We start from the raw sequence: 22,405 nt of genomic DNA on the forward strand, positions 1-22,405 counted from the left end.
CCTATAGCCTCCTGGTGCCCGTTAGGGAACGACCCGTCAGCGACAACGTAAAGGAGTGCAGTTATGAGGATGGCAGCCATCTATGCGCGAGTATCATCCGAGCAGCAGCGGGAAGCGAACACGATATCGAGCCAGACGGCATCGCTGCTCGAGTTCGCCAGGAGTCACGATCTGGAGGTCCCGAAAGAGTGGGTCTTCGAAGATGATGGCTATAGCGGAGCGACGCTGGAGCGGCCTGGCCTTGAACATGTGAGAGACCTTGCCGCCGAAGGACACATCCAGGTAGCACTGGTGTACTCGCCGGATAGGCTGAGTCGTAAATATGCTTACCAGATTTTGTTGATCGAGGAGTTGGCCCGTAACGGAGTCGAGACGCTATTCGTAAAGGCACCGCAGGGGACCAGCCCGGAAGATCAACTGCTTGTGCAGTTCCAAGGGATGATCGCTGAGTATGAACGTGCGCAGATCCTCGAGCGATCGCGCCGCGGTAAGCGACATCGGGCCCAGTCGGGCGAAGTCAGTGTGATGAGTGGCGCGCCGTATGGATATCGCTATATTCGGAGGACCGACGAATCGCCTGCTGCCTACACTGTACTCGAAGACGAAGCGCGCGTGGTCCAGCGAATCTATGCCATGTATACGGTCGAGGGTCTCAGCATCGGCGAGATTACCCGCCGGCTCAACACCGAAGGCATCCCAACTCGCAAAGCAAGTGCTCGATGGGAACGCTCGACCATTTGGGCGGTGTTACGGAACTCTGCGTATTGTGGCGTCGCCTGTTTTGGTAAGACGCGCGCATCTTCACGGGTGCGCGTCACACGCGCGCAACGGCGGCTGGGTGCAGTGGCACCCAGCATGACGGCATGTCACGAACGCGCGCGTGAAGAGTGGATCGAAATCCCTGTGCCGGCGCTGGTGAGCGAGGAAGATTTTGCCCGTGCCCAGGAACTTTTGCAGGAGAACAAAATACGTTCGCGCCGACGCACCATTGAGCCAAGCATCGTGCAGGGATTGGTCAGCTGTCAGAAGTGCGGGTACGCTTTCTCGCGCACATCCACCTACACGACCGCACGCAAGATCCACTATTACAAATGTATTGGGTCGGATAGCTGGCGGAAACTCGGCGGTCCCGTTTGTGATAATCGCCGCTTGGTCCGCCAGGATCTGCTCGATCAGATCATCTGGAACGAGGTCATACGGTTATTGGAAGACCCCACTCTGATACAGCAAGAACTTGACCGCCGACTGGCGGCAGCTCGTTCCTCCGATCCAGCAAAGAAGCGTGAGCAGAGTCTGCAGAGAGAACTAGGGCATGCCGGAAAAAGTATCGAACGACTTCTCAGTGCCTACCAGGAGGCGCTCGTGTCCCTCGAGGAGTTGCGTGAGCGGATGCCGCTGTTACGCCAGCGCGAACAAAAATTGCGTTCGGAGCTGCAGGCAATCGCTGACCAGGCGAACGAACGGGCAGTCTTCCTGCGCCTGGCCGAGACGCTTACGGCGTTCCTTGGCCGCCTGCATGGCGCTGCTGATACGCTAAGCGTCATAGAACGTCAGCGAATCGTACGGCTCGTAGTGAAGGAAGTCCTGGTAGGAGACGAAACCATCACCATCCGCCACAGCATCCCAGTGTCACACGGCTCCCCTCAAGGCGATTTTCCACCGCCGAGTCGCGTCGGTGCCCCAAATTACCTTTTGTGTAAGGGGCGTGATCTCACCTCTCCTTGCCAACATCTATCTCCACTATGCGTTCGATCTCTGGGTTGATGTCTGGCGCAAGAAATATGCACGAGGCGAGGTGATCGTTCTCCGCTATGCGGACGACATCGTCCTCGGCTTCCAGTGGGGTACGGACGCAGACCGTTTTCGCAAGAGCTTGGAAGAACGGCTGGGGAAGTTCGGGCTGGAGCTGCACCCGGAAAAGACGCGCAGGATCGAGTTCGGGCGGTATGCCGAACAGAACCGGAAACGAAGAGGAGAAGGCAAACCGGAGACCTTCGACTTCCTTGGCTTCACGCATATCAGCGGGAAGAACGGGAACGGGTCTTATGCCGTGCGGCGCATGACGATCCGCAAGCGTATGCGAAAGAAGCTGCAGGAGATCAAGCAGCAACTCAAGATGCGCATGCATGATCCCGTGCCTCAGACTGGCGCGTGGCTCAGGTCAGTTGTACAGGGGTACTTCAACTACTACGCTGTACCGGGAAATCTCGATAGCCTCGGGCTGTTCCGGGAACGCGTGCTCCGCTACTGGGGGCAGGCGCTCAAGCGACGTAGTCAAAGACACCGGTACGCCTGGGTCCGTCGCCTCAAGCTGGCCGCACAATGGCTTCCTACACCGCGCGTGATGCATCCTTGGCCCCTTGACCGCTTCGCCGCCACTCATCCGAGATAGGAGCCGCATGCGCTAATGAGCGCTCGTGCGGATCTGTGCGGGGGGCGATCAGTAATGATCGTCCCTACCGCGACCGTTTCCAGCCCCATCTGCCTCAACGAGTGACTCGACGATTTATCACACATTCGAAATAGGCACGGCAGCGTTAGGAGATTGCACCCCCTCTGTCGTGACAGTTACGCTAACTAATTGTATCTAAAAGATTTCATGGGCGTTGATGGCTAACTACAGCACCCTTGAGCACTCAAAAACACTGGAAAAAACGCAGGTTCGAAATTTCAGCACCCTCTCCAGCACCCTCACCAAATGACGGTGCTGAGAGCCTGACCTCTGCCGTGCATACGCAGTGAGGTCGACTTGGGCAGAGGTCTGTCGCATATGCGCGGTAATCGAATTTCGAGGGTGCGGAAGGGTGCTCAAGCACCCTCCCTTAGCTTCAACTGAAACCAGTCAGAGCACTTGTGGAATTGATTGTTTCCCATTCCTAGACACCACGAAGCTGATGACGACAAGCGCATTTACGGGGAGTAATCCTGAAGGTTGCGCGCAAACCGCTCTCAAAGAGTGCCTTGGCCTGTTGTCGTCATTTGACTGGTCCGTTTCCGATCCAGCGTGGCCCGTTAGCCAAACATGAATTCAGTCGAGGCGATATGTGGAGACTTATGGGTTCTGCGCTCGTTTACTCGCTTCGTCATCTATGGCCGAGTGTAGCGCATGGTCCATACAGCTTTGTCCCCTTCGTTGTATTCTTTGCCATCCCAAGGGGTTCCGCAAACATGCAGGTAGGCAAAGGGAGTGCCCGCAAACATTACCCAGGCGCCCTTATCGCGGACCGTAGTTGGAAGCCCGTACTCCTTCGCATCAAAGGGCCACGTAATCATCCAATGGGGTCCGATTGATATAGCAGGACTCGTTTTATCGGCCGGATTGGTGTTACTTCTCTGTGTTGCTCCGCAAAGCATGTAAATCATGCCGGGAGATTCATTCGTCGGCTTCGGTTTGCCCTGCATGGCATCCATCATCCATCGCTTGCCCATCGGGTTCATGCACATTGACGGTTCGCCGATTTTATTCTCGTTGCCAGGCACACAAACCCATTCGTTGGTTCCTTTGGCCAAGACCGTTAGTGTCCCATCGGCTCCCAGTTCGGCGACCGTCGCATTTCTGGTCACTTGTTCAGGGCCGGAAAGTCGCGCTCTTGTGATTCTTGGGTCTTCCGCTCGGTCCTGCATCTGTTGCCCTTCCGTTTTTGCGATGAGAAGACTTTGCTTTTCGAAACGTAGGCTTTGGCCGGAACTACTGCTCAATGACGCTGCAGCCCCGATCGTAGCGACGATGAAATCTCTTCGGGTTCCCATTCACGCCCTGACTGTTTAATCCTGGCCGCCAGTGGTGGCAGGAAGGTGTCCATCGACCCAGCTCTTGATATCCACGATGACCGATTCCTTGTCGATGTCGTTAAGAAGATCGTGAAAGCCACCTTCGTAAAGCTTTAGCGTTTTGTCGGTGGAACCGGCCATATCGTAAAAATGCTGGCTGCCGCTTGGCTTGGTGTTCTTATCAAGAGTGCCATGCAGGATCAGAACTGGCAGGGTGATCAGAGAAAACTCCCTCTTCAGTCGCTCGTCAGCCCGAACCATCGCGGCCATCGTCTGGGTTGGCTGAGTCTCATGGGCAATCAGTGGATCATTGTCCATTGTCTCAACGACTTTAGGATCACGAGAAAATCTCTCGTTTGGAAGATGAAGGATATGGGCGTGCGGCGCGACATGGCTTAGTCCCTTGAAAACCGCGAGAGCAAAATCAGGAGCAGGTAACTCGTGGGCAAAACTTTCACAGATTAGCCCGGTCAACTCAGCCTGGTGGTCGAGAGTATAGAGGCATGCGACAACGCCGCCAGCGCTGTGACCGAGCAAAAACATGGGGAGACCTGGGTCGCGCGACTTTACGACTGCTGTAACCGCTTCGACGTCACGCACGTAGTCTCCAAAGGCTTCGACGTAGAAGCGTTCGCCGTCCGAATTGCCACGGCCTCGCAGATCCACAGCGTATACAGCCAGACCATCGGCGACGAACTGTTCGGCCACCCATTCGTAGTAACCGCTGTGGGCATTGAAACCAGGGACGATGACGACGATCGCACGAGCCGTGGCGTCCGGATGCCACGAGCGAAAGAATATTTTTAGACCGCCTTCACCATCGACCGTTTCTTGATTTGTTGTAGCTAGACTTTGCTTCATAGCACGCTCCTTAAGCGAGATTTGTAAAGCTGATTCTCGATCTTCAAAAGGATGCCGACCGCGATCCCACTTGGGCTCGTAGCGCATCGTCCCGACTTGTTCCATTCTTCGTGCGTAATCGACTGCCTATGGCACGTATTGCAAGCAAGTGCAGAACGACGGCCAGTGGCACGAAGAATCCTGGAATCAATAGGAATGGGAATGTACTTATCATTCGATCGGGAACTTCTGAGTGGATCAGATGGAGTGGTCCGGGAGCTGTTAGTATGGCGCGAGTCACAACATTGAGTAGTGCGAGAAGCCCGAGGATGTTCCAAGCACTTGCGAATTTGAGTCCCCATCGCCCACGTGTGGACAACCATGCGATAACGGGTGCCGACAGTCCTATATAGACGTCGATGTTTGCTCCAGCGAAGGTCATCATCCTGGGTACGAGGCCCTCGATCCAGAGTTGATGCAGGAACAACTCCACGCCGATGCGAAAGCATTGTGTGCCCAGGATTAGCCAGAGCGGAAAGGCTAGTACGGCCTGCGCGCTGGCAGACGGTCGCACAATGAAAAAGATGAGGAACAGAAGAACAGGACCGACGACGAAAGCGATTCCCGGCGGCCGCATTTTTGAATTACCGAGAATGCCGAAGTGTGCCATCAGGCCGGCGTAGAGAAACCATACGACGAGGCCAGCCAGCACGCCAAGTGCGACTCGACGATTGATGTAACGGTCAATCATCGCGACGACGAACGTTATCATCAGCGCCACGAATCCGAGAAAGAGTGTCGAGGTCATTTGCAAATCCTAGTGACTGATCTGTACGAATTCTCTCTGTATCGTTACTGTTTTGCGGCCATCAACATACCGAGAGGCAGCAGAGGCCCGATCGGCATAAGATCAAAGGTCAACAGATTGGCTTGTCCAAGGGGCAGCCCTTTAAGGAGCCTGTCCGCCTCGTCGACTGAGTCCACGCTCATCAGGAAGATAACGCCGACCTCTTTCTCTCTCAGCCAGAACTGCTCCATCTTTCCGTCGAGATAGAGTTGCAATGTCGCTGGAACTTCCTTCGGTAGATACTGCTGACGCTGTTCCTGCGACAGAGGCTTCAATGTGCCGACTGCCATTACTTTCATAATTTTCTCCAATAGATAAGGCTTGAAGATTATTCGTGTACGGCAACAGGTGCGCGAAACAGAGCTTCGTTTTTGACTATGTAGTCCATCATCTCGAGTGGCTCCCGGCCGGTAAGCTTCTTCACCATGTCGTTGGTTCCGGAGAAGACCCCGTCGAGGCAATCCTGGCATACGTATCCCATGTGCTGTTGAAAGTACGGCGTAAATCCCAACTCTTTCAGCAGAGTCTTGAACGCTTCGATCTCCATGGGAATGTAGGTGATTTTGTTTCCCAAGACCTGCGTGAGCATGTCCGCAATCTCATACTGGCTCAGTTCGTGTGGACCATAGAGCGGATAAGTCTTTCCCGCGTGTTGGACTGGATCCTTGAGGATGGCGGCGATGACTCTGCCGAGGTCTTCCCCCGCAACAGGGGCGTACCGCGCGTCGCCAAATGCGAGGGGGAGGATCTTCTTATCCCGGATGGCACCTGCCATATACATGATCCATTCAGAAAATAAGGTCGGACGCAGATGGGTGACCGGAACTCCTGAGCGGTCGAGCAGGCGCTCTGCGATCCAATGATTCTGAGCCGCGTGACTCTTAGCAGATCTTCTCGCTGAGGCCTGCGACATATTCACGATGGCACCAACCCCTTGTTCGAGCGCGGCCTGCGCAAAAAAGGCGGTAGCCTCCAGGAGGCCGGGTACCTGAATGGGATAAACAAAATAGGCCCCGGTTATTCCTGTCAGCGCCTCGCTGACCGCTTCGAAATCCGAGAGATCACCTTGTACAACCTCGACGCCCTGGGCAATGAGTTGCTCTGATCGAGCGTCTCTCTTATGAACGAATGCTCGAACGGGTATCTTTAGCGCCAGAAGCGTTTCGATGGCACTACTGCCCGTAGCTCCCGTTGCTCCGGTAATCAGAATCTTTTGGTTTGACATGGGTTTCTCCGTTCAAAGAAGGCAAGGAGCAAGCGACGTCTCTTATCGCCCAGACCAACAATGCCTAAACGAACGGTAGCTGAAGTGTCGACGGCCGCTGGGTCGGATAGGCAACGTTTTAGGACATTCGAGTGTGCAGAGGCATAAACTGAGCCTGGAGCAAATCGAATGCACAAAGTCGGTTTTATTGTGTTTCCTGGATTTTCCCCCATCAACTTCGCCGCCACGAGCGTATTCGAAACCGCAAATTGGCAAATTGGGAAGCCGGAGTACCAACTCACTCTTCTCTCAGAAGATGGTGGTCCGATCGCTACGTCTCTGGGGTCGCAGATTCAGACGGTGTCGTTCAAACGCCGCGCGTTCGACACAATCATCGTTGCCGGCGGCATCGAACCCCCAATCGCTACGCAAGGCTTGGCGAAGTATCTTCAATCGGCTATCCATCGGAGTCAAAGGATAGCTTCCATCTGTACTGGGGCGCTGGTGCTGGCCGAAGCGGGATTACTCGATGGTCGGCGAGCTACTACTCATTGGAACGCTGCAAGAGAAATGAAGCGCCGCTATCCAAGGATCGCCATGGAAGAAGATCGCATCTTTATCGCCGATGGACCGCTATGGACATCCGCTGGCATGAGCGCGGGCCTCGATCTCGCCCTCGCGATGGTGGAGAAAGATCTTGGTGTGGAGATAGCTCGGGCGGTTGCGAGAACATTGGTTGTCTATCATCGGCGTGCAGGCGGGCAGTCTCAGTTTTCGACGCTGCTCGATCTCGACGCACAATCCGATCGCATACAAACTGCTCTGACGTATGCCAAAAAGAATCTTAGCTCGCCCTTGTCAGTGGTCGGCTTGGCGAAGGCGGCGTTTTTGAGTCCGCGGCAATTCAGTCGAGTATTCCGAGAGGAAACAGGCAGGTCTCCCGCCCAGGCAATCGAACAGCTGCGCGTCGAGTCTGCTCGCTTGATGATGGAAAACGGACGTTTCTCCGCTGAGGAGATCGCCAGGAAGAACGGCTTCGGAAATCGAGAGCGCATGCGTCGGTCATTCCAGCGGGCGTTTGGATATTCTCCGCAGGCAATCCAGCGCAACATAGCCGTCTCTATGCAATAGCGATACCGGCGATGCATCGCTTTACTACCATCAAAGCCTTGTACTCCATTTTGGCTTGCACGCCCGAGCAGATAGAGGGAAACGTGCTAGGGTCATCGAATTTTCATCTTTCCTGTGTTCGGCAGTCTGGACAGTGCCTGTCTTGTTGACGACAAATCTCTAGTGCCGTATCGGCAGTGCTCCGCAGCGAGAATGCGTCTCGCTCCGACGCTGTCGGTGCGGAGCACTGCGGATACGGTGATTTGTACTAAACCTTGAGGGGATTTGGCAGGACAATTGCTTTCAGGGGATTCAATGCGTTGCTATCTCGAACGGATCGGTCTTGACTGTTTCGGAAGCGTCCTGACTGCAGCGGTGATGGTATTCGATTCGCAATTGTCCTGCCAAATGGTAATACGCTTTTACCTACCCGCGAAGCGGGTTTAGTACAAATCGCCAATGCACTCATCGAGACGCATTATTCTCTTCAAGTCGGCTTGTCGTCACGAATAAACTCGGCTCATGGCCGTATGAGCCAAATGGCTCCGGTTCAGCACCTCTACCAGCACCCTCATCTATTCGTTATTCTTCGTAAATCACTGGGTCGCCAAGAATTACTTGCACGCCGAAACGAAGACCTCTGCCGAACCTCAGTAGAGTCCGCCACTCGGGGATTGCTTCCCATAGGCCGACTTATGAGGACTAACACCTCTTGAATATCTTTGGCACCGGCCCCGGCCTCCTTATGGGGCGATGGACTGGATAACCTCGAAGAGGTTCCCCCAGGGATCGGCAAAGAACGCGACTCGGAGACCCATTGCGGGTACGTCGTGTGGCTCGCTGGCGACGGTCACGCCGCGGCGTTTCAATTCGTTGATCACAGCGTCCACGCTATCGACACTGAAACCGGGGTGATGCCATCCAGACATGTTGTAGCTGTCATGCAGATCTTTATAAGCGGGGCGTTCCGCCGCGCCCGGGCCGGCCATCAATTCAAAATGGAAACCATCGTCGCCGGCTGGATAGAGAAAGCCGAAGCTGAGCCCGGCTACGGACACTGTTTGCTTCGACCGAAAGTCGAGCTTGTCGGCATACCAGGCAACCGCTTCGTCAAAATCTGGCACGCGAATGGCTGCATGGTTGATCTTCAGAGAAGCGAGGGGGCTGGAGGCAGGTGGCGTGCTGAGTGAGGTCATTGTCTTTCCTTGGGGAATACCCTTGTCACGAAATTACAGCGCCTTCGTTTTGAGCCAGGAACGCATGGCTTCGGTCACTTCCGCCTTGCGTTCGAGAGGCAGCCAGTGGCCAGAAGGCCGACTGGTAACGGTAAGGTCCTGACACGCGTTTCGCATCGGCTCACCGAAACGGTTGTGGGTGATATCGCAGAGGCCGTCGAAGTCTCCGTTGATAAACAGCACCGGCTGGCGCAACCTGCCGCCATTCGGCGCCTCGTGCGCGTACGCGATGTTAATGCTGTCGTTCAAGTACCAGGAGTTTCCAGGTCGGAATCCCGTGATACGAAAGGCTCCGACCAGAGTTTCAAAGTCAGCGGAGGGCCAGAGTGCGTCATCAGGCTGCACGGTTGGAGCACGATGTGCCGATCCGAACCAACCTCCATTGCGCGTAATCATCGCAGAGCGGTACACGTTGCCCACGGATTCAGGATTCCCGCTGCGGTATATCGCCGCGAGGCTCGCCGGGATGTCCGCATCGAAGTCCGTGACCGTCCGATCGAAGTGGGTCAGGTAGAAGCGATAGTAGTCCCATTGTCCGTACGGATATTGATCGGCGGGATATAGCTGGCGGTCTACGAGCGGCAGGAGATTGGATAGCGCGAAGGCTTCTGGTATGTAGGGAACGGAGATAAAGACAACGCCGCGGCTTCGCTCGGAGTGATGTGCGGCCAGCGCACCGACAACCGGACTTCCGAGGTCATGCCCTACCCAGATGGCCGGGTTTCCACCGAGATGGTCATGCAGTTCGACCATGTCTTCCACGATCTCTTTCAGGGCATAGGCGTCCGGGGTGACAGGCGCAGTCGAACCACCATAGCCGCGCATATCCGGCGCAATGCAATGCCAGCCTTCGGAGGCGAAGGCCTCCATCTGCGCGCGCCAGACCAGGCCAATCTCGGGCCAGCCGTGAAGCAAGATCAACAAAGGCCCATCGGCAGGTCCAGCCTGCCAATAGTGCGTAGTGTGGCGTCGCGAACTGAAGGTGGTGTCCGTGAGTGGGGAGGATGTTGCCATCGCGAGCTCCTTTATGCAGGGTTCACCGTGCGCAGGAAATTCACGAGCTCTTCGCTGACTTCGGCGGAGGCCTCGTGTTGTATCCAGTGGCCTACATTTTCGAGTTCTAGGTTTCCGACGAGTCCAGGAAGCCCGGCTCGCAGCTTTTCGGCAGGGGGATAAAGCGCCCCCAGGCCGTCGGCCTTTCCGGAGATGTAAAACGACGGCTGGGTGATCTTCGCGCCTTTCCATGCGGCGGACAGATCGAAATAGAACTCGGCGGCACGATAGTAGTTCAGCGCACCGTGAAAGCCTGTGCGTTGGAATTCCGTCACGTTGTGCGCAAGGTAATCAGGCCGTACCCATGAGGGCAATGGCCCGGGAGCGGGACGGTGAAGACTGCGTCGAGGGTCCAGAGGGTTCCATCGCATATCAGTCGGAGCTGAACCCGAGGCCCAATACAACATTCCCGGAATTGTCACTGCAGCATCGGCCCAGATCTGATCGGCTTCCGGTTTCATCTGTTCGAACATGTAGAAGTCGTCTTCGTGACCTGTTGTCCGCATTCGCTCGAAGACGCTAACATCACCACGCGGAAAGTAAGGCACGGCCAGGCAGAACACAGCTTTGAATCGGTCGGGACGCATCATGGCGGCGTTCCACGCATGGGTTGCGCCCCAGTCGTGGCCCACGATCACAGCACTGGGAATCTTCAGAGCATCGAGGAGCCCGACCATATCGCCTGCCGTGTGCAGCGGCGTATATACGGTTGGATCTGTGGGCGCTGAACTGCGTCCGTACCCGCGCATGTCAGGCGCAATTGCTCGATAACCTGAGGATGCAACAGCGTTCATCTGCCCGCGCCACGTATACGCGGTGTCTGGAAACCCGTGGCAGAAGAGCACGGCTGGACCGTCCCCTATCTCTGTCACGTGCAGGGAGATGCCATTCGAGGCGATCTGATATTCCTTGAGCTCCATCACTCCTCCGCGCAATGAACTCATCCTAGACATTTGCTTGAACTAAAGCAAATGTGAATCAAAATGCTTTTGACACAGCTACTGCTGATGCGATGATATGAGCTATGCCGCTAGACCACGTTGATCGAGTCGTCCAACAATGGAAAGCTGAACGACCTGAGTATGACCTTGCTCCGGTTGAAATCATCGGGCGAGCGGGACGCATCATGGAGCATGTTGATCGCGCTCTTGAAGCGAAGTTCGAAGAGTTTCAAATTTCAAGGGCCTCCTTCGATGTTCTGGCTGCACTTCGTCGAAACGGAAATCCCTACAAGATGACACAACGCGATCTGATGCGCGGTCTTTTCCGCACATCCGGAAGCATGAGTCTCAGAATAGATGCTCTTCAGAAGCAAGGACTGGTGAAGCGGTCCCCTGACAGTGAAGACCGTCGCTCCGTCTTCGTCACTTTAACTGCCAAGGGTGTGGCCCTTCTTGAAGATGCCATTCCTGCACATCTTGAGAACGAAAGCAGCTTGGTCGGCGGACTTAATCGCGCTGAGAGGGCTCAGCTTATTGCCCTGCTGCGCAAATGGTTGGTCAGCCTTGAAGAGGAGGTAGCTCACGGTCGTCAGCTTTACCTTGGCATGACTCTGCTCGATTCCCGTGCGTCGACGAAAATGCGGCGAGCTGTTGGCCTGCCCGATATGCCGGGCCTACTCGTCAACAAGATTGCAGCGGGCAGCCGGGCAGAAGAGCTTGGCTTCCGCAAAGGTGATCTCATCACTTCCATTGAGAGGCAAGCTGTTACCTCTCTCGTGGACCTTCGTAAAATACTGAATCGTTCCGAACCAAAGACGAAAAGAGTTCGAGTGGTTCGCGGAGTCGAAACGCTGGAATTCAAGCTTGCGAGTTCCTCGATATAGGAAGTTTGATAACGCCGATGATGTTCCGCCCCGTAGCGAATATCGCTTGGTGCCGATAAACGTTAGTACCCTATCAGGGCTGCCCCGCGCACAAAGTTGGACCTGCTGGGCAGCCTGTCGGGGCAGTTTTGATAGGGTCGTTTGAAGGAAGCCGCTGGCGTGGCGGATGCGGGTGAGTGGCTATGGGATTTGAATGGGCCATCCCGGATCGGACAGCGTCTTTTCCTGATCTCCGCTAAGCCTCGAAGGCGTGGGATGTTGCGACGCGACCGTGGCAAGGATCAGTTCGGTCGCTGAGTCGGCCCGGCTCTGAGACTGTTTCGATAGGAGTGAGCGCAAGGATGCGTTGCGTGCGTGAGCACGGCTTGGGGCGACCGGGTTGAGAGCGGGCTTGGTCATGGCGGTTCAGGAACTATCGAGCCGGGGCATGATCTGTGCGGTCCTCAGCGGCACAGCCAGAAGCTGAAGACTCGTGAAGCGTTCGATCACACGCATGGCCTCTGAGCAGAGCGGACACTTGATCTGAGCTGTGGGCGCAGGCTGTGTCGACGGGGCGGCGGCGTTGAGCAGCAAGCGGCAGCGTAGCAGTGAAGCAGATCGCTTACGGTTGGCGAAGAGGCCGAAGTGACGGATGCGGACCAGGCCCTTAGGCAAGACGTGAGTGAGGAAGCGTCGTAAGAACTCGTCGGTTGAGACGGTCATCACCTTTTGCTTGCTGGCCTGAGCGTAGTCCTTCCAGCGGAAGGAGACGCGATCGTCCTTGAAGCTGACGAGGCGATGGTTCGAGATCGCGACACGGTGGGTATAGCGGGCAAGGTAGTGGAGAACGTGTTCGGCTCCACCGAAGGGCGGCTTGGCGTAGACGACCCACTCCTTCGTAAAGAGCCGCCGCAGGAAGCGCTGGAAGTGGTCCGGCGATGCGAGCTCCTGGAGCGAGCCATGGAACTGGAGCTTGCCCTGGAGCAGAAGCTGCTTGAGTTGGGCGGTGAACTTGCCGCGGAAGACGCGGCTGAGAACCCGGACGGGCAGGAAGAAGCGTGAGGAGGCCGTGATCCATCGGGAGCCGTCGAGTGCGAGGCCACCGCCCGGCACCACGCAGTGGACATGGGGATGATGCTGGAGGTTCTGGCCCCAGGTATGGAGCACGCTGAGCAGACCGATATCGGCTCTGAGGTGCTTCGGGTCGCGTGCGACTTCGAGCAGCGTGGCGGCACTGGAGCGGAAGAGCAGGTCGTACAGGAGCTTCTTGTTCTGCAACACGAGTACGGACAGCTCATGCGGCAAGGTGAAGACGAGATGGAAGTAGGGCACGGGCAACAGCTCGGCCGAGCGCGCGGCCAGCCATCGGTCGCGAGCGTTCGACTGGCACTTGGGACAGTGCCGGTTGCGGCACGAGTTATAGGAGACGGCCTGGTGTCCGCAGCCGGAGCATCGATCGCGATGACCACCGAGCGCTGCCGTGCGGCAACGGACGATAGCGTCCATCACCTTGCGGTGCTGCGGGGCGAGATGCGATCCATGCCGAGCGACGAAGCTGCTGCCGGATATGCGGAGGATGTCGGCCACCTCAAGGGTGGGCCGGCTCATCGCTTCGCACGCCTCCTTGAAAGCCTGGCCTCGGCCGAAGTCGAGACCGTGAGCGCCTCGATGGGGCTGGGAACGGCTTGCAGATGCCGGCGCGACAGATGCAGATAGACCGTCGTGTCGGCTAGCTTGGCGTGTCCAAGCAGGACCTGGATGGTGCGGAGATCGGCGCCGGCCTCCAGCAGATGCGTTGCGTAACTGTGCCGAAGCGTGTGCGGCAAACACGCTTCGTGATGCCGGCCGCCTTCGCCGCGTTGGTCACGGCGATCCACGCGACCTTCGTGGTGACGGGCACGTCGGCCCGCCAGTTGTTCTCCATGCCCGGAAACAGGTAGGTCTGGGGCTTCATCCAGCGCCAGTACTCGCGCAGGATGGTCAGCAGCTTCGGGCTCAACGGAACATCGCGGTCGCGTCCACCCTTGCCCTCGTGAATGTGCAGCACCATGCGTTCGCTATCGATGTCGGCGACCTTGAGCCGGCACAGCTCGGCCCGGCGTACGCCGGTCGCATAGAGCGTCATCACCATCGCACGATGCATCAGGTTGCCGCTTGCGTCGATCAGCTGTGCGACCTCTTCCTGGCTGCGCACGGTCGGCAGACGCCTGGAGTGCTTCGGAAACGGGAGCGCATCGGGCAGGTAAGGCCGCCGCAGTGTCTTGACGAACAGGAAGCGCAGCGCCGCCGTCTGTCCCGCGATAGTCCGCGCCGAAAGCTTGCGGTCGCGAAACAGATGGACTTGGTACTCGCGGACGTGATCGGGTCCAAGCTGCTCGGGCGAACGATGGAAGTGCCGGGCAAACTCCTCGACCGCGTGAAGGTAAGACCGCACGGTGTTCGGAGAGTAGTTACGACGCTCGAGCTCATCGAGCATCAACTGGCGAAGATGGGTCACAGGAAAATCCTCCTTGTGACCCGAACCTAAATCCCGCCGCCAACTATCCCGCCACCAATGCAGCATCCGCCGCGCCAGCGGCTTAGTTCAAACGCCGATCGCGTCAGTTAGCTTGTTCAGCACCCATCGGCACCTTCGCGTTTTGAGAAAACCTCGGCATCCGCCGCCGTTTCTGACACTTGCACTTTTGAAGGTTACCGACCTCTGCCGAACCCCGGCAGAGGTCGTAGACAGGCACTTCCTGCTCCGATTTCGATTGACGAGAACAGGCCAAGTCGCTCCTTGAGCAGTTTGAAGCAAACCCTAGGAATAGATCGTTATTGTTCACGTGACTCCGACTGCTTGGTCCATCCTTCCAAAGCCTTTCTGGCCTCTTCGACGGCCTCGGGCTCCTCGTACATGAAGATTCGCCATTCCTCTTCATGTCTGGCAAAGACCAGTCCGCACTGGGCCATCATCTCGCAGATCAGATCGTAGATAGGCGCAAACACTTCGATGGAGTCCCAAGCAAATTCCCGTAGCCAGAGTTCATGCAGGATACGTTCAAGCCGGGTCAGTAGGTCTTTGACGGACGGTTTCTTTCGGAAGATCTCCTCGAGGTGCGGCGTGCGATCCTTCAGATTCCGTTCTATTCCGTGGACGTGGCCGAGCAGGTAACCGGCGCAGATAAAAACATCACCGAAGATTTGCTGAAGTTCGCGAAACACATCGCCGGCGCCGCGCCCTTCGCGATGTGCCTTGATCTGTTCCAATGCCGCTGCAGAGCTGTCTTCGATCGCCCGGCAGAGAATCCCTTCAAACTCCTCTACCGCTTCCGGGCGAAACATCGCCGAGGACCGGCACGCAGCATATTCGCTCCAGACATCCATCGCCTTCAAGAAGGTCTGGCGCAAACGGTTGCCGCACTCCAGCGGCTTTCCATAGCTGTCGGGAAACATCCGGTACAGATGGCTCTCGTGGTCCACATGCGCGGCTTCATGGGCGATGCAGCTCAGCGCCAACCGTTGCATTTCCGGCTCCGGAGAGAGCGTCGACAACGCCAGGCCGCGGCGCAACACGATATGGAAACGCAGGTCTCCCTCGCGGCGGACTGCTGCCGTCCGTGCCATCTCCATGACCTCCGGCTGGGGGTTCATCTCTAACGGCACTTGGCCTTGGGGAAGGTCTTGCAGCGCGCACGCAGCCGCCCGGCAATCCGAGGTGACGGTCACGCCGTCCAGCGCCTGCAACTCGATCCCGGAAAACGTGACGACGTAGAGTATTTCTTCAATGGCGATGGCGAGCGCGTCTTGTACCTCGGGTTCTTCAAAGCAGGAGAGATCGAGACTGCACCGGTCCGGCAGGGGCAGTTGCCCTCCACCTTTCGGCGCGAAGACCAGTTCGCGAATGGCGCTCATCGCGGATACCCCGCCGCTTTCGCACATGGAAATTCCATGAACACAAAGCCATGCCTCCATTGCTTACCCAAGGGCAATACAAATCCCGCCCCCGTGGAGACCGGCAAGAACCATTTCCGGGAAATATTATGCGGGATCAGCATAACTCCTCAATCGGAAGGGTGGGAAACGTCTGCGGTGCGCCCCCGCAAACAACCCTAGAACCCGTGATCGGGGAGTTGGAAAGCCGAACGAAGCACGGCTCCCGTGACCTTTAGCTTTAGGGGCCTGGACATACGTCACAGGCTCCCCGACCGCAAAGGCGTAGGGAATCTTCAGCACGCAAGGCGTGCTTACAGCTTCGTTTGGGGTTTCCACACCCCAGGACGGCGCGTCACCGTCCCGTAGTCCATCATCTGGGAAACAGCGAACTTAGGCAATATGCAGGAGCCAGACAGGCAAGCTCTTCGCATACGAACAACAAGTCAACACCAGCTTTCCTTGCCGCAATTAAGCCCACAACAGACCGAAGATCAGGGATGCGTTACCGGCGAAATCAGCCATGCAGCTTGTGAGGTCGGACTCCCGCGCTGCAAGGGCGCTTCAGACGCCAGACCATGCAGGCCACATTGCACCGTTAAGTCCGGGCGGCGCCACACCCCTCGCGGAAGTGCCGTGAAGCAAACCACGCCCCGTGTCGACGGAAGCGCAGAAAAGGGCCTGGGGTCTCATTGAGGAGCTGGCAAGTTTGCGGAAGTTGTTGCAGCACCCCATTGGTTTTCACTCCGGGTTTCAAAGGCCGCCCCCCAGTTTTGTGCCAGTTCACATCTGGATGTATCCCATGTCCGCTGACTCTGATGCGTAAAATTGAGATGCCATTCATCGATCTCAATGAAACCATCTCGCAACAATGAAACCGAGCAACTGTTCGAACGATATTCCACCCAAGTGGAGCTATTCGCGCGTGAGTTTCGCGACGAAGATCAACTCCGCCGAATTGTTGCCGACCTCTTCGGGAAAATGGGGCACTCTCGCGTTCGCATTACTCACAGCAGCGGCGAAAAGGGCAAGGACATCGTCTTCTACAGTGAAGGTCCTTTAGGAGAGCGACGCCTCTTCGCCTGTGTGGTCAAGAATCAACCAATCACCGGACGCTCCGATGACCATCGCAATGGTGCACCCTCTTTGGTGGGCGAGGTCCAGACGGTAGCGAACCAGATTCAATCTTCGTTTTCTGAACCTCTGGCGGATGGCCGTGGCAATGACGAATGGGTTGATTCGGTGTACGTCATCTGCCCTCACGAGTGCTCGATCTCCACAATAGATTCGGTAAAGACGCGACTACAAAGGAGCGGTCAGATTACTTTTATCTGCGGCTCCCAGCTAATGGGGTTATTTGTCAAGTATTGGCCAGAATTTCTTTGGTTTGAGTCGAGTATCCTAGTCTCCTATCTGAGCGCCCTCCGAAAAGGACTCGATGAAGACTATGCGCTAGCAAATCTGATCTTGAAGAATCCTTATTTAGGAGAATCGCCGGCATCCTGGGCCGACCTTTATGTTGAACCTCGATTTCATCGAGAGTTGAGGCTGTTTGGGCTTCGTCAAGATTTTAAACTGAGCCTCGACGTGCTATCTGGCCCCCAACGCCTGTCCAACGTCAAGTCGTTCAAATTTACGGCTTCCCGCATCTCCTCCGTTCTTGCGACCTCCCCAATGTGGACGGAGAATGCTGATGTCTTCGTGCAACTTGGCAAGCAGATCGGAAGCCTTGCCGATGAAATCGCAGCGCTCTGGAAAAAACGATACAAAGACTATTTTTCAAAGTTGCAAAGCGATGCCAGGCAGAGAAGGAACCGCAGTTCAGGCTTTGCCGTTTCAGGTGCATTCATAGATCCGAACAACGTCCTTCCTTCCGAACAGGAGGTAATCGTTGAACTACGCCCCCCGGAAGAGCTGCTCACGCGGGCAGACGAACTTCGTTTCGCCGTAGATAATGCCATGGATCAACTCCGGACGCAGACGTCCATTGCCGCACGTTTCGCGGACACACCGAAGCCTGATAATGCAGCCGCACTGGGAAGCGCAGACTTCCTTACATACTGTCGGGTAGCAGAAACCGCCGCACTTATACCCCAGGCGTTTTCCGAATCCGCAGTGTCGCAAATGCTTATCTTCGACGAAGCGCTACTGGAACAGTTCGCCGGATCGGTCCTGATTACCGGCGCGGCTGGATATGGAAAAACTACATTTTGCCGCTGGCATGCAATTCATGATGCCAACAGGCTAGTCCAGAAGCAGACCTCAGCTTTGCCTGTGTACCGAGCTCTTCATCCACTCTCCCGCGGTAAGCTCGGCACGTTCGAAGAGGTCTTTTTCCCTGAAGAAGAGCTCAAGAAGCTCATCCAGCAACAGTCTGCGGGGCAATCTCCATTTAGCCATATTCGGCTATACCTCGACGGGCTCGACGAGATCACATCGGTGGAGCGGCAAGATCAAATCGTGCGCCTCGCGCAACAGGCGGCGTCGCAATGGAGCTTTGTCCAGGTCATCTTGACTGCACGCGATCATGTAAATAATCCAGCGCTCTCTTGGCTTCCTCGCATTCGCCTTTCCGAATTGAATGACGATAAAATTCGTTCCTTGGCATCCCGATGGCTAGGAGAAGATGAGGTACCGTTATTCTTTCAACGCTTGCAGGAAAGCGGCAACATCACAGACCTGATGCGAATTCCGCTTCTCGCGACCTTAATCCTTGCTGTTTTTCGTAAGACAAAGTCTGTCCCTCCGAATAAGACACGGCTATACACCCTCTTTGTGGAGCTTCTTTGCGGGGGGTGGGACTTCTATAAGAACGTCCAACGCAGAAATACCGGGTTCGGCATGAGAGATAAAGAAGTAGTCTTAACCCGCTTGGCCGGAATGCTCCAACATGATCATAAGCGTGATGCCACGGAATCTGATTTCAAAGCCGCTATCAAAAATTCAATGAATGCCATTGCCCCAGAGTGGGAACAATTTTTGCAAGACACAATCGAAGATGGTCTCTTGCAGCGCATCAGTGGCATTCTCACTTACAGCCACCTTTCGTTTCAGGAGTTCCTCGCTTCGAGGGATCTTCGCGATCACATGGGCCAAAGACCCAAACAGGCCCTCGGCTGGTATCTCAAAGGCGACGACTGGTGGAAAGAAACACTCGCCTTTTACGTCACGCTCTTGGACCGACCGGGGGAGGTGGATGAATGGCTACTCAAGAGAGCTCTTGCTTCGTCAACTACCGTTCCCGACTTAGAAGATCGGGTTCAGTATCTGCGTAGAGCTATTAAATCTGCATTCCCGGCATATAACGAGACGAGCGCCTGCACTGGTCTCCTCTCTGAGCTTTCGCATAAAGCGCTAAAGTATGGAGCAGGTCGGACGCAAGACGAACCGACTTATGGACAGTGAGACGGTTGTTACTGGATGACTCACTCTAGGTATCACTCTGGTACTTCTGATCGCGATGGACGAATGCTGGCCGCGTACCCTCCAGCACGGTGATACTCAGAAGGTTCGTCGTTGGGTTCTCGATCGAACCCGTGGTGTACGTAACCTTGTTGCGATTGTTCTGTTTGTCCATCTGCGAATGAATGATCTGATCAGCGTCGCACACTACCGCCAAATTCGGGTTGTGCGTGACGACGATAACCTGACGCCGGCTTCTGGCTTCACGCAAACAGGCCACCAACATATCGTAGACCGTTTGGTTGTCCAGGTTGTCCTCCGGCTGATCGATGATGAGTGGAATATCACGGCGATCAATCAATAGGTAGAAGATCAACAGAAGGGTTCCGCGTTCACCTGGAGACAACTCATCGATGCTCTTACCGGCCCACTTGAGTTGGTATTTCGGCACGAGGTACGACAGGCCGAAGATCGCATCGAGGAGCGCGGCGGGCTCAATACCTTGTCTGAGCTGTTCGTTGAGCGGGTACGAGCTGGGCGGCGTGAAACGAAAATCACTCTCGAAGCGAGCCATCAGTTCCAAACAAAACTTTGTGACCCCAGACGATGTTTGCAGATCCGCTTGTTCGATCAGTTGCTTGAGGGTTCGCTTACCATCCTCTACACCGCAAAAGGTTCCTTTCCGCCCCTGATTCACCTTGGCCAGAATCGTTTCTTCCCACCGTGAGGCGATGATGCTTGCATCGAACTCCATCTGAAACTGGCTCTTCGCGACTTGGTGGCTCATAATGAACAACTGGACAGGGTGGTAAAGCGCCCGGTAAATACCTACTGTCGCTTCAATCTGCGCAAAGATATCTTTGACCTTCTGAGTACGCTCTGTCCGCGCCGACGCCAGTTGCGTTGGCACGTCGTTCAACTCCTGAATCTGCGCCTCTACATACGCGAGTGTGTCCCGCGCCGTCGCTTCTCCGATGATTTCTGCGCGGCGTTCGGTCCAGGCGCGCAGCGCCTCAGTGTATTTCTGGTAGGCGCCATTAGGTGCATCAAGCTGCTGCGTGAGCGCATCGATCGCATCCTTCAGCGCTTTCAATTCAGCATTTGACGAAGCAATCTTGCCGTCCTCGTCTTCGAGTTGCTTGGTCGCACTGTCGCTTGCCGTCGTTACAGCGGATTGATTCACCGTCACCGTCACCAGCGTCGCCGGATCGATGCCGAGTACCTTGCAGTCATTGTCGAGATTGCGCAGTAGCGTCTGGTATGCCGACGTGAAGTTCTGTATTAACTGGACGACCCTGGCCGCGCTTGCGACCTGTGCTGAGGCCGTCTTCTTGACGCCATCCGACGCACGGATCGTTTCCTGAAGCGCGTCGCGCTTCTTGTTAGACTCCGCAATTTGCTGGCTTATGGCTTCCATGGCCGCCTGCTGGCCGGGATCGGTCTCCGGCTTCAGGACTTCTGTTGGCTTCTGCTTTTCGTGTGCGTCGAGCTCACGTTCCTTGCTCGCTTTCAGATTTAGCAGTAGCTGGCGGTTCGTGTCTGACGATCGTGCCTCGAGCTCCAGAATTCTTACGTTGATCTCATGCAGCTCGGCACGGAGAGTCGTGATGCGGTCCTCGATCGGCTCCGTTTGAAAACGAATCAGGTCGTCGAGCGAATCGGCGTCGAGCTTCTTGTGTTCGGCAACGTGTGAAAAGATCACCGACTTCAGCTCTGCATCGAACTGACCACCAGGCTGATTGTTCACTTCGTTGCAGATTTCCTCAAGATAGCTCTGCGGAATGTAGGAGACATCGCGCGGCATGTCCGCGTCCGTCGGTTCCGAGAGCTTCCGCACAACTGGATGCCCGTTGCGCCATGTCAACGTCCCCTCGAACTCACGTGCCTTGTTGTTTTTCGCCTGGCGGAACTTGCGTTCACTCAAGAACGAAAACGACGAAGCCGACTCGCAGTTGCCCAGCAGGCCGAGCGCCTCCGCCAACGCTGTCTTGCCGCTGCCCTTATTGCCGATGATCGCGACGAGTCCTGGATTGATAGGCACGGTGCCGTTGAACCAATCCTCGGTTAGCTTTGAGTTGGCGACTTTCTTGAACCCGATGCTCCCAATATATTTCGTCGGATTTGCGCTGACGCGAGCCATCTCCGGCGGTTCATCTCCCACATATGCGCGATGCGGATCGCTTTTGAGCTGCTGGAACGTGCGAAAGCTAGGGTCCCCCTTGATCCAGCAATAAGCCTTTGGCTGGTACGAGGAGATATCGTGATTGTCCGAACCCATGATGAGTGGAAGCCGATGCTTGATGGCGGGGAACACCATCTCCTCATACACTTTGCCATCGCTTACCTTTCCAAGCTCGAAAATATCGATATGCTTGCGCGCTAGGTCGGCCTTATACGCCATCTTGAAGGTTGTGTTTCCGACGTTCTCGATCGAGTTGCTCTTACCACCGGCATGGGTCGTCACGATCCCGCCCAGTTCATGAATCTTTTCCGCGGCTTCAGCGAACGGTACGTAGATCTTCTGGTCTCCACCCTTTTTTTGCATGTCTTCGGGCGTGAGTTCCAGCTTTCCGCTCAGCTTAGTCCAGAGATCTGCCAAGTTGGCGTCCTCCGGGAAAATTCCGATAAAGTGAACCGTTTCCTTGCCTCCAAGTTCGGAGCGAAATTCTATTCCTGGTAGCACCGTGAGTTCAGCGCCCCCTAAGACCTGCAATTCCTTGATGCGGGCCACGTCCATGGTGTGATGATCCGTAATTGCCACTACTCCCACACCGGCAGCAAGTAGACCATCGACAATCTGCTGGTTTGTCAGGCTTTTGTTCTTGTAGTCGAAGGACGCCGGAGTGTGAAAGTGTAGGTCCCACTTTCCCCAGGTTGAACCAATAGCACGAAAAGCCACAATGAACCTCCAGCATTACGCGGCAGGCATTTCAGAAAAAATGTCTATGTCTGCGATAGGTACCTATTCTACTGCGCTTCTGCGGGAGGAATCCCTCCTCCCTGTCTCCAGCCGCTAGCGCGTCTTCCGCCACCCTCCACAGCGGGGCCTGTTCCTGCCCCGCAACGCCCGCCCCTGAAAGTCATGCGCGCTGACGCGCACGTATGCGGAAACCAAACCTTGCTGAGGTGAGCGAAGCGGGACACTGTTTACGTTTTAGACCGGGGAGATGGTTTACAAGCCCCTTGCGGAGGAAGTGGCTCTGGTTCAGGGTTATGGCTGGCTAGGC

General features: G+C 56.0%; 16 protein-coding genes and 1 pseudogene. 5 read left to right on the plus strand and 12 right to left on the minus strand.

Annotated elements, in window-relative coordinates:
• The first annotated feature begins 69 nt into the window (after window positions 1–69).
• Complete coding sequence (locus tag OHL20_RS04430; RefSeq protein WP_263382003.1) at window positions 70–1,764, plus strand: recombinase family protein; 1,695 nt, start codon at window positions 70–72, stop codon at window positions 1,762–1,764.
• The gene (locus OHL20_RS04435; protein WP_263382004.1) at window positions 1,706–2,392 is read left to right on the plus strand and encodes a reverse transcriptase domain-containing protein; all 687 of its coding nucleotides are present in this window, start codon (window positions 1,706–1,708) and stop codon (window positions 2,390–2,392) included. Before OHL20_RS04430 ends, OHL20_RS04435 begins: the two co-directional genes overlap by 59 nt.
• Window positions 2,393–3,087: 695 nt before the next feature.
• On the opposite strand, the gene OHL20_RS04440 is transcribed toward OHL20_RS04435, so the two are convergent.
• The 5 genes from OHL20_RS04440 to OHL20_RS04460 all read right to left on the minus strand — a co-directional run bounded on the left by OHL20_RS04440 (window position 3,088) and on the right by OHL20_RS04460 (window position 6,683).
• Window positions 3,088–3,699, minus strand: a complete 612-nt coding sequence (locus OHL20_RS04440) for a hypothetical protein (protein ID WP_263382005.1) — start codon at window positions 3,697–3,699, stop codon at window positions 3,088–3,090.
• Between the two features lie 66 nt (window positions 3,700–3,765).
• Window positions 3,766–4,632 (minus strand): alpha/beta hydrolase, encoded by an 867-nt coding sequence (locus tag OHL20_RS04445; protein ID WP_263382006.1) that lies wholly within the window; start codon window positions 4,630–4,632, stop codon window positions 3,766–3,768.
• A 43-nt stretch (window positions 4,633–4,675) separates the two neighbouring features.
• A complete protein-coding gene (locus tag OHL20_RS04450) occupies window positions 4,676–5,419 on the minus strand; it encodes a hypothetical protein (protein WP_263382007.1) in 744 nt (247 codons plus the stop codon).
• Window positions 5,420–5,463: 44 nt separating this feature from the next.
• On the minus strand, window positions 5,464–5,757 hold the full coding sequence (locus tag OHL20_RS04455; RefSeq protein ID WP_263382008.1) for a hypothetical protein: 294 nt from the start codon (window positions 5,755–5,757) through the stop codon (window positions 5,464–5,466).
• 29 nt (window positions 5,758–5,786) lie between these two features.
• Window positions 5,787–6,683: an NmrA family NAD(P)-binding protein gene (locus tag OHL20_RS04460; RefSeq protein ID WP_263382009.1), complete on the minus strand. Its 897-nt coding sequence runs from the start codon at window positions 6,681–6,683 to the stop codon at window positions 5,787–5,789.
• A 168-nt stretch (window positions 6,684–6,851) separates the two neighbouring features.
• Here OHL20_RS04460 and OHL20_RS04465 point away from each other — a divergent pair, with 168 nt between their 5' ends.
• A complete protein-coding gene (locus OHL20_RS04465) occupies window positions 6,852–7,793 on the plus strand; it encodes a GlxA family transcriptional regulator (protein ID WP_263382010.1) in 942 nt (313 codons plus the stop codon).
• Window positions 7,794–8,515: 722 nt separating this feature from the next.
• Here the strand turns inward: OHL20_RS04465 and OHL20_RS04470 are convergent.
• Genes OHL20_RS04470 through OHL20_RS04480 form a run of 3 tightly spaced genes read right to left on the minus strand, consistent with a single transcriptional unit; the run spans window position 8,516 to window position 10,980 of the window.
• On the minus strand, window positions 8,516–8,968 hold the full coding sequence (locus tag OHL20_RS04470; RefSeq protein WP_263382011.1) for a VOC family protein: 453 nt from the start codon (window positions 8,966–8,968) through the stop codon (window positions 8,516–8,518).
• A gap of 33 nt (window positions 8,969–9,001) precedes the next feature.
• Window positions 9,002–10,021, minus strand: a complete 1,020-nt coding sequence (locus OHL20_RS04475) for an alpha/beta hydrolase (protein WP_263382012.1) — start codon at window positions 10,019–10,021, stop codon at window positions 9,002–9,004.
• 11 nt (window positions 10,022–10,032) lie between these two features.
• Entirely contained in the window at window positions 10,033–10,980 is a 948-nt protein-coding gene (locus tag OHL20_RS04480; RefSeq protein WP_263382013.1) for an alpha/beta fold hydrolase, read from the minus strand.
• A gap of 104 nt (window positions 10,981–11,084) precedes the next feature.
• Between OHL20_RS04480 and OHL20_RS04485 the strand changes: the two genes are divergently transcribed.
• Entirely contained in the window at window positions 11,085–11,885 is an 801-nt protein-coding gene (locus tag OHL20_RS04485) for a MarR family transcriptional regulator (RefSeq protein ID WP_263382014.1), read from the plus strand.
• A 405-nt stretch (window positions 11,886–12,290) separates the two neighbouring features.
• Here OHL20_RS04485 and OHL20_RS04490 read toward each other — a convergent pair whose 3' ends face one another.
• The 3 genes and pseudogenes from OHL20_RS04490 to OHL20_RS04505 all read right to left on the minus strand — a co-directional run bounded on the left by OHL20_RS04490 (window position 12,291) and on the right by OHL20_RS04505 (window position 15,785).
• Window positions 12,291–13,472: an IS91 family transposase gene (locus OHL20_RS04490; RefSeq protein WP_263382015.1), complete on the minus strand. Its 1,182-nt coding sequence runs from the start codon at window positions 13,470–13,472 to the stop codon at window positions 12,291–12,293.
• A pseudogene (locus OHL20_RS04500) lies at window positions 13,469–14,427 on the minus strand (site-specific integrase). The gene OHL20_RS04490 and the pseudogene OHL20_RS04500 overlap by 4 nt, the downstream one beginning before the upstream one ends.
• Before the next feature lie 251 nt (window positions 14,428–14,678).
• Window positions 14,679–15,785, minus strand: coding sequence for a hypothetical protein (locus OHL20_RS04505; protein ID WP_263382016.1), 1,107 nt, complete (start codon window positions 15,783–15,785; stop codon window positions 14,679–14,681).
• A gap of 843 nt (window positions 15,786–16,628) precedes the next feature.
• Here OHL20_RS04505 and OHL20_RS04510 point away from each other — a divergent pair.
• Complete coding sequence (locus OHL20_RS04510; protein WP_263382017.1) at window positions 16,629–19,181, plus strand: NACHT domain-containing protein; 2,553 nt, start codon at window positions 16,629–16,631, stop codon at window positions 19,179–19,181.
• A gap of 25 nt (window positions 19,182–19,206) precedes the next feature.
• On the opposite strand, the gene OHL20_RS04515 is transcribed toward OHL20_RS04510, so the two are convergent.
• Window positions 19,207–22,077: a TrlF family AAA-like ATPase gene (locus OHL20_RS04515; protein WP_263382018.1), complete on the minus strand. Its 2,871-nt coding sequence runs from the start codon at window positions 22,075–22,077 to the stop codon at window positions 19,207–19,209.
• Window positions 22,078–22,405: the final 328 nt, after the last annotated feature.

This window comes from Granulicella arctica, from assembly GCF_025685605.1.
In the GTDB taxonomy this organism is placed as follows: Bacteria; Acidobacteriota; Terriglobia; order Terriglobales; family Acidobacteriaceae; genus Edaphobacter; species Edaphobacter arcticus.

What these genes read in the sequence shown, in the direction of transcription:
- OHL20_RS04510 (WP_263382017.1), top strand. Translation starts at nt 16,629, where the DNA reads ATGAAACCATCTCGCAACAATGAAACCGAGCAACTGTTCGAACGATAT.
- OHL20_RS04455 (WP_263382008.1), bottom strand. Translation starts at nt 5,757, where the DNA reads ATGAAAGTAATGGCAGTCGGCACATTGAAGCCTCTGTCGCAGGAACAG.
- OHL20_RS04430 (WP_263382003.1), top strand. Translation starts at nt 70, where the DNA reads ATGGCAGCCATCTATGCGCGAGTATCATCCGAGCAGCAGCGGGAAGCG.
- OHL20_RS04460 (WP_263382009.1), bottom strand. Translation starts at nt 6,683, where the DNA reads ATGTCAAACCAAAAGATTCTGATTACCGGAGCAACGGGAGCTACGGGC.
- OHL20_RS04470 (WP_263382011.1), bottom strand. Translation starts at nt 8,968, where the DNA reads ATGACCTCACTCAGCACGCCACCTGCCTCCAGCCCCCTCGCTTCTCTG.
- OHL20_RS04480 (WP_263382013.1), bottom strand. Translation starts at nt 10,980, where the DNA reads ATGGAGCTCAAGGAATATCAGATCGCCTCGAATGGCATCTCCCTGCAC.
- OHL20_RS04485 (WP_263382014.1), top strand. Translation starts at nt 11,085, where the DNA reads ATGCCGCTAGACCACGTTGATCGAGTCGTCCAACAATGGAAAGCTGAA.
- OHL20_RS04505 (WP_263382016.1), bottom strand. Translation starts at nt 15,785, where the DNA reads ATGTGCGAAAGCGGCGGGGTATCCGCGATGAGCGCCATTCGCGAACTG.
- OHL20_RS04450 (WP_263382007.1), bottom strand. Translation starts at nt 5,419, where the DNA reads ATGACCTCGACACTCTTTCTCGGATTCGTGGCGCTGATGATAACGTTC.
- OHL20_RS04490 (WP_263382015.1), bottom strand. Translation starts at nt 13,472, where the DNA reads ATGAGCCGGCCCACCCTTGAGGTGGCCGACATCCTCCGCATATCCGGC.
- OHL20_RS04475 (WP_263382012.1), bottom strand. Translation starts at nt 10,021, where the DNA reads ATGGCAACATCCTCCCCACTCACGGACACCACCTTCAGTTCGCGACGC.
- OHL20_RS04465 (WP_263382010.1), top strand. Translation starts at nt 6,852, where the DNA reads ATGCACAAAGTCGGTTTTATTGTGTTTCCTGGATTTTCCCCCATCAAC.
- OHL20_RS04445 (WP_263382006.1), bottom strand. Translation starts at nt 4,632, where the DNA reads ATGAAGCAAAGTCTAGCTACAACAAATCAAGAAACGGTCGATGGTGAA.